Annotated in this window: 14 protein-coding genes; 5 read left to right on the top strand and 9 right to left on the bottom strand. The window is 62.6% G+C overall.

From position 1 onward, the window contains the following. Positions 1-49 precede the first annotated feature (49 nt). The 4 genes from cysS to DM08_RS07860 are packed head-to-tail and all read right to left on the bottom strand — an operon-like array spanning position 50 to position 4,004. Entirely contained in the window at positions 50-1,519 is a 1,470-nt protein-coding gene (cysS, locus tag DM08_RS07875) for a cysteine--tRNA ligase (protein WP_035384114.1), read from the bottom strand. A 7-nt stretch (positions 1,520-1,526) separates the two neighbouring features. After that, positions 1,527-1,877, bottom strand: a complete 351-nt coding sequence (locus tag DM08_RS07870; RefSeq protein WP_035384113.1) for a DUF4870 family protein — start codon at positions 1,875-1,877, stop codon at positions 1,527-1,529. Continuing rightward, entirely contained in the window at positions 1,870-2,322 is a 453-nt protein-coding gene (locus DM08_RS07865) for a universal stress protein (protein ID WP_035384112.1), read from the bottom strand. The genes DM08_RS07870 and DM08_RS07865 overlap by 8 nt, the downstream gene beginning before the upstream one ends. A gap of 17 nt (positions 2,323-2,339) precedes the next feature. Beyond that, a complete protein-coding gene (locus DM08_RS07860; RefSeq protein WP_035384111.1) occupies positions 2,340-4,004 on the bottom strand; it encodes a glutamine--tRNA ligase/YqeY domain fusion protein in 1,665 nt (554 codons plus the stop codon). Positions 4,005-4,180: 176 nt separating this feature from the next. Between DM08_RS07860 and DM08_RS12300 the strand changes: the two genes are divergently transcribed. The 5 genes from DM08_RS12300 (at position 4,181) to DM08_RS07835 (ending at position 9,832) form a co-directional block, all read left to right on the top strand. Continuing rightward, positions 4,181-5,920, top strand: coding sequence for a tetratricopeptide repeat protein (locus DM08_RS12300; RefSeq protein WP_237560248.1), 1,740 nt, complete (start codon positions 4,181-4,183; stop codon positions 5,918-5,920). A 168-nt stretch (positions 5,921-6,088) separates the two neighbouring features. Beyond that, on the top strand, positions 6,089-7,177 hold the full coding sequence (aroC, locus tag DM08_RS07845; protein WP_035384110.1) for a chorismate synthase: 1,089 nt from the start codon (positions 6,089-6,091) through the stop codon (positions 7,175-7,177). 47 nt (positions 7,178-7,224) lie between these two features. Continuing rightward, on the top strand, positions 7,225-7,875 hold the full coding sequence (locus tag DM08_RS12880; RefSeq protein ID WP_152555810.1) for a YajG family lipoprotein: 651 nt from the start codon (positions 7,225-7,227) through the stop codon (positions 7,873-7,875). A 583-nt stretch (positions 7,876-8,458) separates the two neighbouring features. Continuing rightward, a complete protein-coding gene (locus DM08_RS07840; protein WP_035384109.1) occupies positions 8,459-8,797 on the top strand; it encodes a P-II family nitrogen regulator in 339 nt (112 codons plus the stop codon). Positions 8,798-8,869: 72 nt separating this feature from the next. Beyond that, positions 8,870-9,832, top strand: a complete 963-nt coding sequence (locus DM08_RS07835; protein ID WP_035384108.1) for an HDOD domain-containing protein — start codon at positions 8,870-8,872, stop codon at positions 9,830-9,832. Positions 9,833-9,843: 11 nt separating this feature from the next. Here the strand turns inward: DM08_RS07835 and DM08_RS07830 are convergent, their stop codons facing one another. From DM08_RS07830 to DM08_RS07810, 5 genes are read right to left on the bottom strand one after another with little or no spacing between them, the layout of a single operon-like run. After that, a complete protein-coding gene (locus DM08_RS07830) occupies positions 9,844-10,098 on the bottom strand; it encodes a SemiSWEET transporter (protein ID WP_035384107.1) in 255 nt (84 codons plus the stop codon). Then, complete coding sequence (locus tag DM08_RS07825) at positions 10,098-11,360, bottom strand: TolC family protein (protein WP_035384106.1); 1,263 nt, start codon at positions 11,358-11,360, stop codon at positions 10,098-10,100. Before DM08_RS07825 ends, DM08_RS07830 begins: the two co-directional genes overlap by 1 nt. After that, positions 11,357-11,671 carry a DUF3240 family protein gene (locus DM08_RS07820; RefSeq protein WP_035384105.1) on the bottom strand — a complete coding sequence of 105 codons (315 nt, stop codon included), beginning with the start codon at positions 11,669-11,671 and terminating at the stop codon, positions 11,357-11,359. Before DM08_RS07820 ends, DM08_RS07825 begins: the two co-directional genes overlap by 4 nt. Beyond that, entirely contained in the window at positions 11,668-14,742 is a 3,075-nt protein-coding gene (locus DM08_RS07815) for an efflux RND transporter permease subunit (protein WP_035384104.1), read from the bottom strand. Before DM08_RS07815 ends, DM08_RS07820 begins: the two co-directional genes overlap by 4 nt. Then, positions 14,742-15,836 (bottom strand): efflux RND transporter periplasmic adaptor subunit, encoded by a 1,095-nt coding sequence (locus tag DM08_RS07810; protein WP_035384103.1) that lies wholly within the window; start codon positions 15,834-15,836, stop codon positions 14,742-14,744. The genes DM08_RS07815 and DM08_RS07810 overlap by 1 nt, the downstream gene beginning before the upstream one ends. Positions 15,837-15,844: the final 8 nt, after the last annotated feature.

Genomic DNA, 15,844 nt, shown 5'->3' with positions numbered 1-15,844 from the left:
GCGGAGTTTCCGGCAGGTGACTGTGCTCAGGGAAGGCGAGAGGGCTGGCTCAACTGCGTCGCCAAGTGGTGCCCTGCGGCCCGTCTTCCAGCACGATACCCGCTTCCAGCAAGGCCTTGCGGATGCGGTCGGCCTCGGCGAAATCGCGGGCTTTCTTGGCGGCGGCGCGGGCTTCGATCTGTGTCTGGATAGCCGCATCGTCCAACCCATCGCTTGACCCGGCTTGCAGGAATTCCTGTGGCTCGCGCTGCAACAGGCCGAGCACGCCGGCCAGAGCCTTGAGCTGCGCGGCCAGCTCAGTCGAACGAGTCTTGTTCACCTCGTTGGCGAGATCGAACAACACGGCGATGGCTTCAGAGGTGCCAAAGTCGTCGTCCATCGCCGCGCGGAAACGCTGGGCGTGGGGTTCGTTCCAGTCCACATCTCCTGTTCGCCCTGAGCCTGCGGAAGGGTCGCCGCGCAACGGCGGGGCACCCACCGGCGTACTCCTTGCGGGTGCTGTCGAAGGGCGTGCTTCGACAGGCTCAGCACGAACGGCTTTAAGGGCGGTATAAAGCCGTGTCAGCGCGCCCTTGGCATCGTCCAGGTGGGCATCGGAGTAGTTCAGCGGGCTGCGGTAGTGGGCGCGCAGGATGAAGAAGCGCACCACTTCGGCGTCGTATTTCTTCAGCACCTCGCGGATGGTGAAGAAGTTTCCGAGCGACTTGGACATCTTCTCGTTGTCCACGCGGATGAAGCCGTTGTGCATCCAGTAGTTCACGTACTGGCAGCCGTGCGCACCCTCGCTCTGGGCGATCTCGTTTTCGTGGTGGGGAAACTGCAAATCCGCCCCGCCGCCGTGGATGTCGAACTGCTTGCCCAGCAGCTCCGAACCCATCGCGGAACATTCGATGTGCCAGCCGGGACGGCCCTGGCCCCACTTGGAATCCCACTTCACCTCGTCGGCTTCGCTGTCTTTCGCGTGCTTCCACAACACGAAATCGAGCGGGTCGTTCTTGCTCTCGGCCACGTTCACTCGCTCACCAGCGCGCAGGTCTTCCAGCGACTTGCCGGAGAGCTTGCCGTAACCGTCGAACTTGCGCACGGCGTAATTCACATCGCCATCGGCGGCCTGGTAAGCCAGTCCGTTCTTCTCCAACGCCTCGATCATGGACAGCATCTGCGGCACGAACTGCGTCGCGCGCGGCTCATGGTCCGGGCGCTGCACGCCCAGCGCGTCGGCATCCTCGTGCATCGCGGCTATGAAACGCTGGGTCAGCGCATGGATGGATTCCTTGTTCTCCGCCGCGCGCTTGATGATCTTGTCGTCGATGTCGGTGATGTTGCGCACGTAGGTCACGTCGTAGCCGGATGCCTTGAACCAGCGCTGCACCATGTCGAACACCACCATCACCCGCGCGTGGCCTAAGTGGCAATAGTCGTACACGGTCATGCCGCACACGTACATGCGGACGTTGTTCGGTTCGATGGGGCGGAAGTCCTGCTTGTCGCGGGCCAGGGTGTTGTAGATTTTCAGCATGGGGGATTCAGACTGGCAAGGGTTTGTTGTCGTTCAAGTTGAGCCAACCTTTGACTATGCGGTAGATGATCCAGCAGAAGTTGGCGAACAGCACGGCAAAGCCGATCCCGAAGATGACCGTTGCACCGCCCACCATTGCCCACAGCAAGCCGAACCAGAAGGTGCGTATCTGCCAGCGGAAGTGGCTTTCCAGCCAAGTGCCCGCGACATCGTCCCGCTTCACGTAGTTGACGATGATGCCGACGATGGCGGTGAGGCCGGTGAAGTAAGAGAGGGCGTACAGGACATATACGACCAGTGTGATCGTCTTGAGGGATTTGAGCTGCTCAGCGTCGGGAGCGGGGATCATGTCACTCATGTTCGCTGCGGATCAGTAACACCGGCACGGTGGCGTTGCGGACGATATTCTCGGCGATGCTGCCCAGCAGCAAGCGATCGATGCCTTTGCGACCATGGGTGCCGGACACGATCAGGTCGGCCTTCCACTCGGCCGCCTGCTCGGCGATGATGGCCCCCAGATTCTGTCCGGCCTCTTCCACCTGCCTGATCTCGGCCTTGACACCCTCTTGCTGCACTTTTTCCAGCACCTCGGTCAGCAGTCCGTGGTCACGCTCCAGTTCGCCGGTCATCGGGGTGAACCCCGGCACGATCCAGTTCTCCTCGTTCCACAGCAACACCGGATCGATCACGTCCACATGAAGCAGCAACAGCGTGGCATCGGCGAACTGCGCCAGCCTGATCGCCTCGGTCAGTGAGCGCGAAGCGGGATTCCCATCCACTGCAACCAGAATTCTTTGGTACATATTTGCTCCTTGGTCTATCAGCCCTTGGTCCAGCCATCGCGCAGTGTCACTGTGCGATTGAACACCAGTTTCCCGCCCGGCTGATGGTCGCGGCGGTCAGTGACGAAATAGCCCAGGCGCTCGAACTGGTAGCGTGTTTCGGGCGCGGCATCCTGCACGGCAGCCTCGACCCAGCCTTGCACCACGGTCAGCGAATCCGGGTTGATGAAGTCGAGGAAGCTCTGCTCCTTGTCGCCATCGGGTTCCGCCACGGTGAACAAGCGGTCGTACAAACGGATCTCGGCGGGCAGAGCGTGCGGGCGCGACAGGAAGTGGATCACGCCTTTGACCTTGCGGCCTTCCGGGTTCTTGCCCAAGGTGTCGTGGTCGATGCTGCACTTGAGTTCGACCACCTTGCCGGATTCATCCTTGATCGCTTCGTCGCAGCGCATCACGTAGCTGTGGCGCAGGCGGATCTCGCCGCCCAACGTGAGGCGCTTCCAGCCAGGCGGCGGCACTTCGGCGAAGTCGTCGGCTTCGATGAGCAGCTCGCTGGAGAACGGCACCTCGCGGCTGCCCAGTTCCGGCACATTGGGGTGGAAATCCGCTGCGCGGGTCAACGCGCCTTCGGCATTCGTAATCGTGACTTTGAGCGGATTGATGATGGCCATCACGCGCGGCGCGCGCAGTTCCAGGTCTTCACGGATCGCGCCTTCCAGCACCGCCAAATCCACGTTGTTGGCACTCTTGGACACGCCGATGCGCTTGGCGAATTCGCGGATACCCTCGGGCGTGTAGCCGCGACGGCGCATGCCGGAGATGGTCGGCATACGCGGGTCGTCCCAGCCTGAAACCTTCTTCTCGTTCACCAGTTGCAGCAACTTGCGCTTGCTGGTGATGGTGTATTGCAGTTCCAGCCGCGAGAACTCGTACTGGCGCGGGTGGCAGGGGATGGTGATGTTGTCCAGCACCCAGTCGTATAGCGGGCGGTGATCCTCGAACTCCAGCGTGCAGATGGAATGGGTGATGCCTTCCAACGCGTCCGAGATGCAATGGGTGTAGTCGTACATCGGATAGATGCACCACTTGTCGCCAGTACGGATGTGGTGCGCGCGACGGATGCGGTAGATAGCCGGGTCGCGCAGGTTCATGTTGGGCGAGGCCATGTCGATCTTGGCGCGCAGCACCATCGCGCCGTCGGCGAATTCGCCCGCTTTCATGCGCGCAAAGAGATCAAGATTTTCGGCTACCGGGCGGTCGCGGTTGGGGCTGTTGCGACCCGGCTCCTTGAGCGTGCCGCGATATTCGCGCATCTGCTCGGGACTAAGGTCATCTACGTAGGCCAGGCCCTTGTTGATGAGCTCCACCGCGAAGTCGTACAGCGCATCGAAATAATCCGAGGCCCAGCGCACGTCGCCGTTCCACTGGAAGCCCAGCCAGCGCACGTCGTCCTGGATGGACTGCGCGTATTCCTCGCTCTCCTTCTCCGGGTTGGTGTCGTCGAAGCGCAGGTTGCACAGGCCGCTGTAATCCTTGGCCAGCCCGAAGTTCAGGCAGATGGACTTGGCGTGGCCGACGTGCAGGTAGCCGTTCGGCTCCGGCGGGAAGCGGGTCTGGATGCTGCTGTGCTTGCCGCTGCCAAGATCATCCTCGATGATGTTGCGAATGAAATTGGAAACTGGCGAAGGCGTAAGACTATTCATGCACTTAATCAAAATATGTATTGAAACGCGGGCGATTTTACCTGAAAATCCGGGCACTCTTCCTGTCAAAGCAAGGGAAGTCGTTACAGGGTGCACAACTTGCACCGCAGCTCAGGGGGTCTGGGAATTTCCGGGCCGGATGAACATCAATGCCATCACAATCAAATAAGATGAATATGCCCAGACACCTCACCCAGCGCGCCGCGATCAGTGCGATGCTTCTTTGCCTCAGCCTGCCTGCGAACGCAGAGAATATCCAGGATGCCAATCGACTGTTCAAGCAGGGGCAGCCGACGCAGGCGCTGGAGAAAGTGAACGCGCTACTGGCAAAAGACCCCAAGGATATGCAGGCGCGCTACCTGAAGGGGGTGATTTACACCCAGCAAGGGCGCACCAACGATGCTATCGCCCTCTTCCAGTCCATCGTCGCCGACTACCCGAACATCGCCGAGCCGTACAACAATCTGGGCGTGCTGCACGCCAGCCTGGGCCAGTACGAAAAGGCCAAGGTCGAATTCGAGACTGCGATCCATCTGAAGCCTAACTATGCCATCGCCCACGAGAACCTGGGTGACCTGCACGTCAAGATGGCGGGCACTTCCTACGGCTACGCGACCGATGCCGATCGTCGCAACGCCAGTGCCAAGGACAAGCGCGAACAAGCGAAGTCGATCACCTCCAGCAAGCCAGCCGCTCCGGCGGCACCGCTCGCTCCTGCCGTGGTGGCTGCGAAGACCGAGCCGACGAAACCGGCTGTGGTCGCTCCTGCTAAGGTCGAGCCCGCCAAGCCTGCGGCTCCGGTCGCGGCGGCCAAGCCCGAAGCCCCCAAACCTGTGGCAGCAGCCCCCGCGCCAGTGGCTAAACCTGTGGTGGCTGCTCCAGCGCCCGTTGCCAAACCCGCCGAGCCAGTGGTGGCCGCCAAACCTGCGGCTCCCGCTGTCGTCGCTGCGCCGAAGAAAGTAGCAGCACCTGAAGCGCCGGTCGCAGCCAAACCTGCTGCGCCAGCTGCGGCACCGTCGTTGTGGCAGGTGGTCACCGGCGCTCATCCGGATGCCCCCAAGATTGCGCCTGCCCCGGCAGCCAAACCGGCTCCGGCTACCCCGGTAGCCGCAGTGGCCAAGCCTGCGCCAGTGGCGGCAGCGACACCCGCCACGCCGGTCGAGACTCCTGCTCCCGTGGCGACCAAGCCGGCGGCTCCGGCGGCCAGCGTCACGGTGCAAACCAAGGCGGCCACTGCCGCGCCGTCGCTCAAGGCGACTGCGCCTGCCGCAGCTCCCGTCAAGGCAGAGCCAGCCAAGCCTGCTGCGCCAGTTGTAGCGGCCAAACCCGCCGCTCCTGCCCCGGCTCCGGCCAAAGTTGCAGCAGTGACTCCTGCTCCGGCGGCTGCCAAGCCCGCAGCACCGGCGGTCAAGACTGCACCCGCACCGAGCAAGGCGGCATCGTCTGACACTGCCGTGCTGAGTGCGGTCAATGGTTGGGCGGAGGCGTGGTCGAGCCAGGATACGAAGAAATACCTGTCGTACTACGCCAAGGATTTCTCTACGCCCGGCGGCGTGTCGCGTTCCTCCTGGGAAGCCACGCGCCAGCAGCGCATCAGCAAGCCGAAGTTCATCAAGGTCGGCGTGGACGGCGCGAAGGTCACCTTGACTGACAGCACCCATGCCAGCGTCACATTCAAGCAGACCTATCGATCCAGCCTCCTGAGTGAGGTCGGCGGCAAGACGCTCACCTTGGTCAAGTCGGGTGATGCCTGGCTGATCAAGGACGAAAAGGCCGAGGCTGCCTCTGTGGCAGCGTCTCCCGCACCGGCCAAGTCCGCAGCTCCGGCAGCTGTGCGTGGGTCGAGCGCGGCTGCTGAACCGAGCGGAACCGGCATTGTTCGTCCATCCATGCCTGTGCTGCCCGGCAAAAAGTAACTCTGTCGGGCCGTTGGCCCGGTCGATGGTCATACGAAAATCCCGCCTCGGCGGGATTTTTCATGTCTGTGTACTTGTGATCGGTTCGCTGCCCGTAGCGGGAATGGCGAATTTCCGGGCTACCCGCCTATGTTAAAATCCGCCGCAAACTTTCTGCGAGAGCGCGCCATGTCTGGAAACACCTTCGGAACCCTGTTCACCGTCACTTCTTTTGGCGAATCGCACGGCGCGGCCATCGGCTGCATCGTCGATGGTTGCCCGCCGGGGATGGAGCTTTCCGTCGCCGACATCCAGCCCGATCTCGACCGCCGCAAGCCCGGCACCTCGCGCCACGTCACCCAGCGCCGCGAAGCTGATGAAGTTGAGATTCTCTCCGGCGTGTTCGAGGGCAAGACCACCGGCACGCCCATCGCGCTGCTGATCCGCAACACCGACCAGCGCAGCAAGGACTACGGCACGATCGCCGAGAGCTTCCGCCCCGGTCATGCCGACTACACCTACTGGCAGAAATACGGCATCCGCGACCATCGCGGCGGTGGGCGCAGTTCTGCCCGCGAGACCGCTGCCCGCGTCGCCGCTGGCGCCATCGCCAAAAAATGGCTGAACGAGCGTTTCGGCGTCACCGTGCGCGGCTACCTGATGCAGCTCGGCGAAGTCCTCGTGCCGTTCAATAGCTGGGACGACGTGCCGCACAACGCCTTCTTCGCCCCCAACGCCAGCGTCGTGCCCGCGCTGGAAGACTACATGGACGCGCTGCGCAAATCCGGCGACTCCATCGGCGCGAAACTCGCCGTCGTCGCCAGCGGCGTGCCGGTCGGCTGGGGCGAGCCTATTTTTGATCGGCTGGACGCCGAGATCGCCTACGCGCTGATGGGCATCAACGCCGTGAAGGGCGTGGAGATCGGCGCAGGCTTCGACTGCGTCACCCAGCGCGGCAGCCAGCACGGCGACGAACTCACCCCCACCGGCTTCGCCAGCAACAACGCCGGCGGCATCCTCGGCGGCATCTCCACCGGCCAGGACATCGTCGCCCGCTACGCGATCAAACCGACCTCCAGCATCCGCCTGCCACGCCACAGCATCAACAAGGCAGGCGAAGCCGTGGAAGTCTCCACCGAAGGGCGGCATGACCCGTGCGTGGGGATACGCGCCACGCCCATCGCAGAAGCGATGGTGGCGCTGGTGTTGATGGATCATGCGCTGAGGAATCGGGGGCAGAATGGGGATGTGGAGTGCGGGACGGTGAAGTTGAAATAGCGATTCAGTAAAGGATCGGCCGGTTAATTAACTATAAGGGGTTAATAATGCTACAGAAAACTGGATTGTTCGTAATTGCAGTAGTTATTGCCAACTCGCTTACTGGCTGTGCGTCAAAACGCACAGAGGTTTCCTTATTCATGCCCTCCAGTCCTATAACCAATCAAATCGAAACCAATAAGACAGTTGCAATTAGATCAATTTCTGACAGTCGTACTTTTGAAAATAATTCGCCCAATCCAAGCATTGAATCACTTGGAGTAGGCATGATTTCTCCAGGAGAGGATGTACAAGAAATACAGACACGAGCTATTGCCAGAGTTTCCAATGGCAACAATGAAGCCATGGGAAATGTAGTTCTTCAGAAGGGACAGACGGTTGAGTCATTAGTAAGAGATAGCATTTTTAGTGTACTTCAGCAATCCGGATATCGAGTCGTGCCTATGTCAAATGCTTCCAAAACGACGCTAATTTTGGATGTAAGTATTCGAAAATTCTGGGCGTGGGACTCATTCGGAATGATGGCCAAAAGGGTGCATGCAGCAATCGACACAACTATAACTCGCTCAGACAAAACACAACCATTAACTACACATATACACACAACTGTAACGAAGTTTACAGGCGGGCATGACGAAGCAATTCAGCAAGCCCTAAGTGACTACCGAAGCCGGTTAGGGAGTGATTTGGAGCATTAACTCCGTAAAACCAACGGGCCACTCCGGCGGTTTTGCTTTTCGCGCACGGCGGTACTCAGCGAACAACCCGGTAGCCAAGCCAAGTAGGGTGGGCACAACGTGCCCACGCGGAAATGAACTTGGCGATGTTCAACGGAAACCGCCGGGGGTGGCCCGGCAGCCAGTTACTTTCTTTGTCTCGCCAAAGAAAGTAACCCAAGAAAGGCGACCCCAATCCGCCATCCCTATCGGGATTCCCTGCGCGGCTCCGGCTGGTCAGGCTTCCTCATAAACTCGCACGACCGGCTCGCCGTCACGTGCTCAAACATATTCGTCAGAATTCCCTGATCATCCTCCACTGCTCGGTGGCGGATGAGGGGAAAACGGGCGGTACGCAGCAAGGTAGGGCGCAATCGTTATTGCGCCGGATGTTTTAAGCGCAAAGCCGCCGGGCTACCTTCGGCGGTTTTCATGGAATCCGGCCAAACTCATACGGGGCAGTTTTGTTCCTTGAGATTCACGGCATCCCGCCTCAATGACTGCATGCCCCGTGCGGGAGCGGCTATAATCGCGGCATGGATCGCATAACCCACGGGAGTTGAATATGAAGAAGATCGAAGCCATCATCAAACCGTTCAAACTCGACGAAGTCCGCGAGGCTTTGTCGGAGTTGGGCGTGAGTGGTCTGACTGTGACCGAGGTCAAGGGGTTCGGGCGGCAGAAGGGGCATACCGAGCTGTATCGTGGCGCGGAGTATGTGGTGGATTTCCTGCCCAAGATCAAGCTGGAGGTGGTGGTGTCCAGCGAGCAACTGGATACCGCAGTCGATGCTATCGTCAAGGCGGCGCATACCGGCAAGATCGGCGACGGCAAGATCTTCATTTCTTCGGTGGAGCAGGTCATTCGCATTCGCACCGGCGAGACTGACGAATCGGCTTTGTGATCGGAGTCGGGCCTGCGGTCGGTGGCCGGACTTTCATGAGCGCGGCTGGCCGATGTTGGATGGGGGCGTGTCATGGGTAACAAGCTGGAATCGGTCTTTGGGGAGGTGCTTGTCGCCATTGAGCGCGATGAGCTGAGCTTCCCGGTCTTCCCGGAGTGCGCGAACCGGGTCAGGACGCTCATTAACGATCCCGATGTCTCGGCCCAACAGGTGGTCGCTGCGATCTCCGGCGATATCGGTATCTCGGCGCACCTGATCAAGGCGGCGAACAGCGCCGTGTTTGCCGATAAGCCCAAGGTCGAGCATCTGCGTCAGGCGGTGTCCCGTCTGGGCTACAAGCAAGTCCACAATCTGGTGTTGCTGGTCACGTTGAGTGAGTTGCTGCACACCCAGCACCCGGTCATCAGCCGGTATCTGCGCGATTTCTGGTGCCGTAACCGCGAAGTCGCCGCGTTCTCTTTCGTGCTTGCCCAGTCGAACCGCCAGATCAATCCCGAGCAGGCGATGTTGGCGGGCCTGCTCCACAACATCGGTGCGTTGCCGATCTGCCTGTATGTCGATCGGCCCGGTTTCGAGCTGGACATCGAGGAGCTGTACGAACTGATAGACCGGCTGCAAGTCCAGGTGGCGGCCAAGTTGCTCGCGGTGTGGCGCTTCCCCGATGCGGTCATCGCGGCGGTCACCGGTGGCGCGGCGGCTGACGGGCCGGTCCACTATGCCGACCTGGTCAAGCTGGCCAGCCTGCTCAGCCAGCCATTGGTGAAAGACATCGATTGGGGGAATGTGAAGGCGGCGCAGCGGCTGGGGATGGACGAGCATGCCTGTCGCAGCTTCGCGCTCGATCATCAGGTCCAACTGACTCAGGCCCGGGCGTTGCTGGGCATCGAGTCGGCGAACCCGGCACCGCCTGCGCCCCCGGTGGCAGCGCAACCGATACCGCAGGTCATCCGACCGGTGCGCGCGCCGGTTCGGGTCGAGCCGGTCAGCAAGCCCGGCTTCTTTGCCGCGATCTTGCGTTTCTTCGGACTGGGTTAGCTCAGTCCGCCTTATCCGTAACGCAGTTTCATCACCAGCACGGCACCTGCCAGCAGCACGGTGATGGCGTTGGCGATGATGATCGGCCAGGCTCCCAGCAGCAGCCCGTACACCAGCCACATCGCGACCCCGCAAGTGAAGATGGCATACATGCCGAGCGAGATGTCGTGGGTGTGGCGGGTGCGCCAGACTTGCCACACCTGAGGCACGAAGGCGACGGTCGTCAGCGTGGCGGCGATACTGCCTATCCAGTCCACTGGCGCCATCAATAGTGCCCGTGCGACGAATCGTCGTCGTCATCCAGCGGCCACAACTGGTGGGCGTCGAGCAGCAAGCGATAACGTGCTTCGTTGGCATCCAGCTGGGCCGTGGTTTCGGCCAGGCTGGATTCCAGCGCCAGACGGCGCGCAGTGAGCGTGTCGGACAGGCTGCTCTCGCCCAGCGCGTAGGCTCGGCTGACCAGCTCGGCGTTCTGCCGCACATGGGCGGCGGCATCGGCGGCCTGCTGCCAGGTGTCGTAACTGCTCACCGCCTGGGCGTAGGCGGCCTGCACGTCGCCCTCCAGTCGGTGGGTGACGAAAGCCTCGCGGTTGGCGGCGGCATCGGCCTGGTGCTGCAAACCTTCCGCCTGGGCACCGCGCAGCCCGAACGAGATCGGGACCGAGACGTACACGCCGGTGACCTTCTCGTTGCCGCCCATCTCGTTGGAGTAGCGCACGCCCACAGTCGGGTCGGGGACGCGGTCGGCGCGACCACGCTGTGCCAGCAAGCTCTGCAAGCTGCTGTCGGCTTGCACCATGCCCAGCTCATGGTTGTGCTGGAAGACTTGCTGTTTCCACCAGGCCAGATCGTGCGGGATGGCCTCAGGCACGGTGCGGGGGATGCCGTCCGGCAGGGGCAGGTCGGGGAACTGGCGCAGCAACTCGTTCGCGGCCAGTTGCGCGCGCAGCGCGGCTTGCTGATGCGAGACGCTGGCCTGAGCGGCGGCCGCCAGCGCCTGGTTCGCTTCCATCTTGGGCGCATCGCCTGCCTTGACGCGCTTGGCGGTCATGCCGGCCTGCGCCTGCAAGGTTGCGCTTTGTTGCTGCCACTGTTGCGCTGCCGCCAGTTCGCGTTGCCAGGTGAACCATAAGCGCAGCAGAGTGCGCCCCGCCTCGTGGCGCGCGTCGCCCAAGGCATACTCGGCACGCTGCACGCTGGTCGCACCGATCTCGCTGTCCAGCAGCATCTTGTTGGGCAGGCGCAATGGCCGTTCGATGGCGACATCCCATTCTTTCAGCGCTTGACCGGTACTGGCGATGCGTCGTTGCGACGAACCCGCGCGCACGTTGAACTCGTAGTTGCCGCTGCCCCAGCGGCGACGGTTGCTTTGTTCGATGCGGATGCCATGCGCAGCGGTCATCACGGTGACGCTGTTGCGTATCGCGGCCTCGGCCAGAGCGGGTGGCGGCAGATCGGGGTGCTCGGCCTCTGCGGCCAGAGCGGGGACGGCCAGCAAGGCGGCGATGAGCAGTGTGAGGCGCTTCATACCAGCCTCCCGAATTCGATCACGGGCGTGATCCAGTAGGCGACTTCGGGGTTGGAGGCATGCGCTTTCAGGTGGGCGATCAGCTCGTGTGCATCTTCCAGATTCATCACCGAGCAGATCTCCACCCGGCGCGAGCGACCGCGTACTTGTTCCAGCATGCTGTGCAGGACTTCCTTCTGGCTGCCGCCTTCGATGTGGCGCACCGAGAAGCCGGAGACCAGTTCGGGGTGTTCCAGCAGATGGCTGACCAGCAGTTCTTCCATCGACTGATGGCAGACCAGCGTCAACGAGCAATCGAGTGGCTTTCTCATTTCTTGGTCTCCACGATCTTGATGCCGAAGCGGCGGTACAAAATGGGCAGCATGATCAGGGTCAGCAGGGTGGAGCTGATCAGGCCGCCAGTGACCACGATGGCCAGAGGCTTCTGGATCTCGGAGCCGGGGCCGTGGGCGAACAGCAGCGGCAGCAGGCCGAAGGCGGTGATGCTGGCCGTCATCAGCACCGGGCGCAGACGGCGCTTGGCACCTTCACGGATGACTTCGTCCAGACTCATGCCCTGCGCATGCAGCTGGTTGAAATAGCTCACCATCACCACGCCGTTGAGCACGGCGATGCCGAGCAGGGCGATGAAGCCGACCGAGGCCGGCACCGACAGGTATTCCTGGCTGATCCACAGGGCGAACACGCCGCCGATCAGGGCGAACGGGATGTTGGTCAGCACCAGCGTGGCCTGGCGCACCGAGCCGAAGGTGGCGAACAGCAGCATGAAGATCAGCCCGAGTGCGACCGGCACCACCACGGCCAAGCGGGCGGCAGCGCGTTGCTGGTTCTCGAACTGACCGCCCCAAGTGAGGCTGTAGCCAGCGGGGAATTTCATCTTCTGGGTGACGGCGGCCTTGGCCTCTTCGACGAAGCCGACCAGGTCGCGGTCACGCACGTTGCTCTGGATCACCACCATGCGTGAGCCGTTCTCGCGGTTGACGCTGACCGGGCCGTCGCTGCGCTCGATGTGTGCCACCACCGACAGCGGCACGCTCTGGCCGTTGGCCAGCGGCAGGGTGAGGGCGGCGAACAGCGCGGGAGATTGCTGTACGTCAGGCTCGCCCCGGATCAGCAGCGGCGTGCGGCGGCCCGCTTCGATCACCGTGCCCACGCGCTGGCCTTCGATCTGCGCGCGCAGGGCGTTGCTGATCTCGTCCACCGACAGGCCGAAGCGGCCCGCCGCCAATCTATCTACCACCACGCGGTAATACTGCACGCCGCTGTTCTTGACGGTGTAGACGTCTTCGCTGCCGTGGATGCTTTCCAGCGTCTTGACCATCTGCTCGGCCAGTTCGTTGAGCTTGTCGATGTCGGTGCCGAAGATCTTGACGGTCACATCGCCGCGCGAGCCGGTGAGCATCTCCGAGACGCGCATCGCGATCGGCTGGGTGAAGCTGTATTCGATGCCGGGGAAGTCGTCCATCACCTTGCGGATGTCGTCGATGATGGCGGTCTTGTCCGGGCTGCGCCATTCCTCGCGCGGAGCCAGAACGATGAAGTTGTCGGCCTCGTTCAGCCCCATGGGGTCGAGACCGAGCTCATCGGCCCCGGCGCGCGAGATGAGTTGGCGCACTTCGGGCACGGCCTTGAGGATGGCGTGCTGGATGCGCTCGTCGATGTCCGCCGTCTGCGCCAGATTGATGGACGGCAGCTTGGCGGTCTGCATCACCAGGTCGCCCTCGTCCATCTCCGGCATGAAGGTCTTGCCGATCAGGGTATAGACCCCGGCGGTCAGCACCAATGAAGCGACCGCGCCGATGAGTACCTTGCGCTCGTTGGCCAGCGCCGCCTTGAGCATGGGCTCGTAGATGGCCAGCGCTTTGCGCACCAGCCAGGGCTCCTCGTGGCTGGCGGTCTTGAGCATGTACGAGGCCAGCGTCGGCACGATGGTCAGCGACAGCAGCAGGGAACCGGCCAGCGCGAACACGATGGTCAGCGCGACCGGGATGAACAGCTTGCCTTCCAGTCCCTCTAGCGTCAGCAGCGGCAGGAACACGATGATGATGATGGCCACCCCGGCGGCGACCGGCGTGATGACTTCCTTCACGGCGCGGTAGATGACGTTCAGGTGCGGCAGATGGCGGCGCGAGTGGGCGAGGTGGCTGATGATGTTCTCGACTACCACCACGGCACCGTCCACCAGCATGCCGATGGCGATGGCCAGGCCACCCAGCGACATCAGGTTGGCCGACATGCCGAACTGCTGCATCAGGATGAAGGTGATGAGCACCGCCAGCGGCAGCGCGGCGGCCACCACCAGTGCGGCGCGCAGGTTGCCCAGGAACAGCACCAGCAGGATGACCACCAGCACGATGGCTTCGGTGAGCGCCTTGGAGACGGTGCCCACGGCGCGTTTGACCAGGCTGCCGCGATCATAGAAGGTCTTGGTGGTCATGCCCGGCGGCAGCATGGGGGCGAGCTCGGCCAGTTTCGCATGCACGCCCTCGACCACTTTCTGGGCGTTCGCACCGCGCAGGCCCAGCACCAGCCCTTCCACCGCCTCGCCCGCGCCGTTCATGGTGACGGTGCCGTAGCGGGTGAGTGCGCCGATGCGCACTTCGGCCACATCACTGATGCGGATCGGGTTGCCGCCGGGGCTGGCGATGACGATGTTGCGCACGTCGTCCAGCGTCTTGATGCTGCCCTCGGCGCGTACCAGCAGCGCCTCGTCGCCGTCGTTCAGGCGGCCTGCGCCGTCATTGCGGTTGTTCATCTCCAGCGCCTGTTGCAACTGCACCATGGTCAGACTGCGTGCCGCCAGGGCCAGGTGGTCGGGCATCACCTCGAAGGTGCGCGCCATGCCGCCCAGCGAATTGACATCCGCCACGCCGGGCAGGGTGCGCAAGGCCGGGCGGATCACCCAGTCGAGCACGCTGCGGCGCTGCTCCAGGCTGTAGTTGTCGCCCTCCACGGTGAACATGTACATCTCGCCCAGCGGGGTGGTGATGGGCGCGAGCCCGCCACCGACTCCGGCGGGCAGATCGCGCAGGACGTTGTTGAGGCGCTCGGCTACCTGTTGGCGCGCCCAGTAGATGTCGGTGCCGTCAGTGAAGTTGAGGGTGATGTCCGCGATGGCGTACTTGGAGATCGAGCGCATGATGCGCTGGTTGGGGATGCCCAGCATCTCCAGTTCGATGGGGGAGACGATGCGCGCCTCGACCTCTTCCGGTGTCATGCCCGGGGCCTTCATGATGAGTTTCACCTGCGTGGTAGAAACGTCGGGGAAGGCATCGATGGGCAGATCGCGGAAGGACAGTATGCCTGCGCCGATGACGAGCAGGGTGAGCACGATCACCAGCAGTCGCTGGGTGAGTGCGAATTCGACGGGTTTTGCCAGCATCACTCGCCTCCGCCGATGCCCATCATCTTGGCTTTGAGGGAAGACGTGCCCTGAACGACGATCTTCTCATCGCCTTTCAGCGTGGCGCTGACCATGGTGCTCTGCGCGCCTTCGTTCACCACGCTGACATTGGTCGGGCGGAAGCCCTGCTCGGTGGCGACGAACACCAGGGTCTTGTTGCCGACCCGGGCCAGGGCGCTGTTGGGCAGGTTCCACTGCGCCTGGTCACCGGCAACGGCGACGCTGGCCTCGACGAACTGGCCGGGGCGCAGGTTCTCCGTGCCCTGATCGATCTGGGCGCGCAACAGGATGGTCTGGTTGCCGCCGCTCAGGTTGTGGCCGACGGCGGTCAGCTTGCCGCTGGCACCGAATTTGGGGATGGTGACCCGGGCACCGGGCTGGAGCCGGGGAGTCTGTCCCAGCGGAGCCTGGATCTCCAGTCCCAGCGGATGCAGCTGACCGACCTTGAACAGGGGGACGGCGGCATCCAGACGCTGTCCGGCAGCGGCGCTCTTTTCCAGGATCACGCCGTCGATGGGCGAGGTAACTGCCAGCAGACTACCCAGCGCCTTGCCGGATTGCAGCTTGTTGATGGCGGCTTCCGACATGCCGGAGACGCGCAACATCTGCCTGCGTTCGGCCAGCGCAGCAGCGGTCTCGATCTGCTGACCGCGCGTGGTGCGGTAGCGGCTTTCCGAGATGATGCCTTCCTTCCAGAGTTGCTCGTCACGCGTCAGGTTCTCGCGGGCGAGTTGCGCCTGCGTGCTGGCTTGCAGCAGACCGCGCTGGGCTTCGGCTAGCGCCGGGCTTTGCAGGTTGGCCAGCACTTGTCCTTTCTTGACGCTGTCGCCCACGCCGACCAGCGTCTGCTCGATCATGGCCGGTAACGGGGTGCTGACGACGAACAATTGTCCGCCGGGGACGATGACCTGGGCGGGCAGGCCGGAGACTTCTCCGGCTTGTTTGGCGGGCAGGGCCGCGCTGCGAATGCCCAGTGTGGCGATCTGTTTAGCGGACAGGGTCAGTTCATCGCCTGCGCTGGCCAGGGTGGATAGCGCCAGCAGGCACAGTCCGGTGAGATGGGAAACCTTCATTGTGATAC

It is taken from the genome of Ferriphaselus sp. R-1 (genome assembly GCF_000746095.1).
Taxonomy (GTDB): Bacteria; Pseudomonadota; Gammaproteobacteria; order Burkholderiales; family Gallionellaceae; genus Ferriphaselus.
The sequence above is the reverse complement of the archived record's forward strand: the minus strand, read 5'-3'. Positions and strand labels throughout refer to the sequence as shown.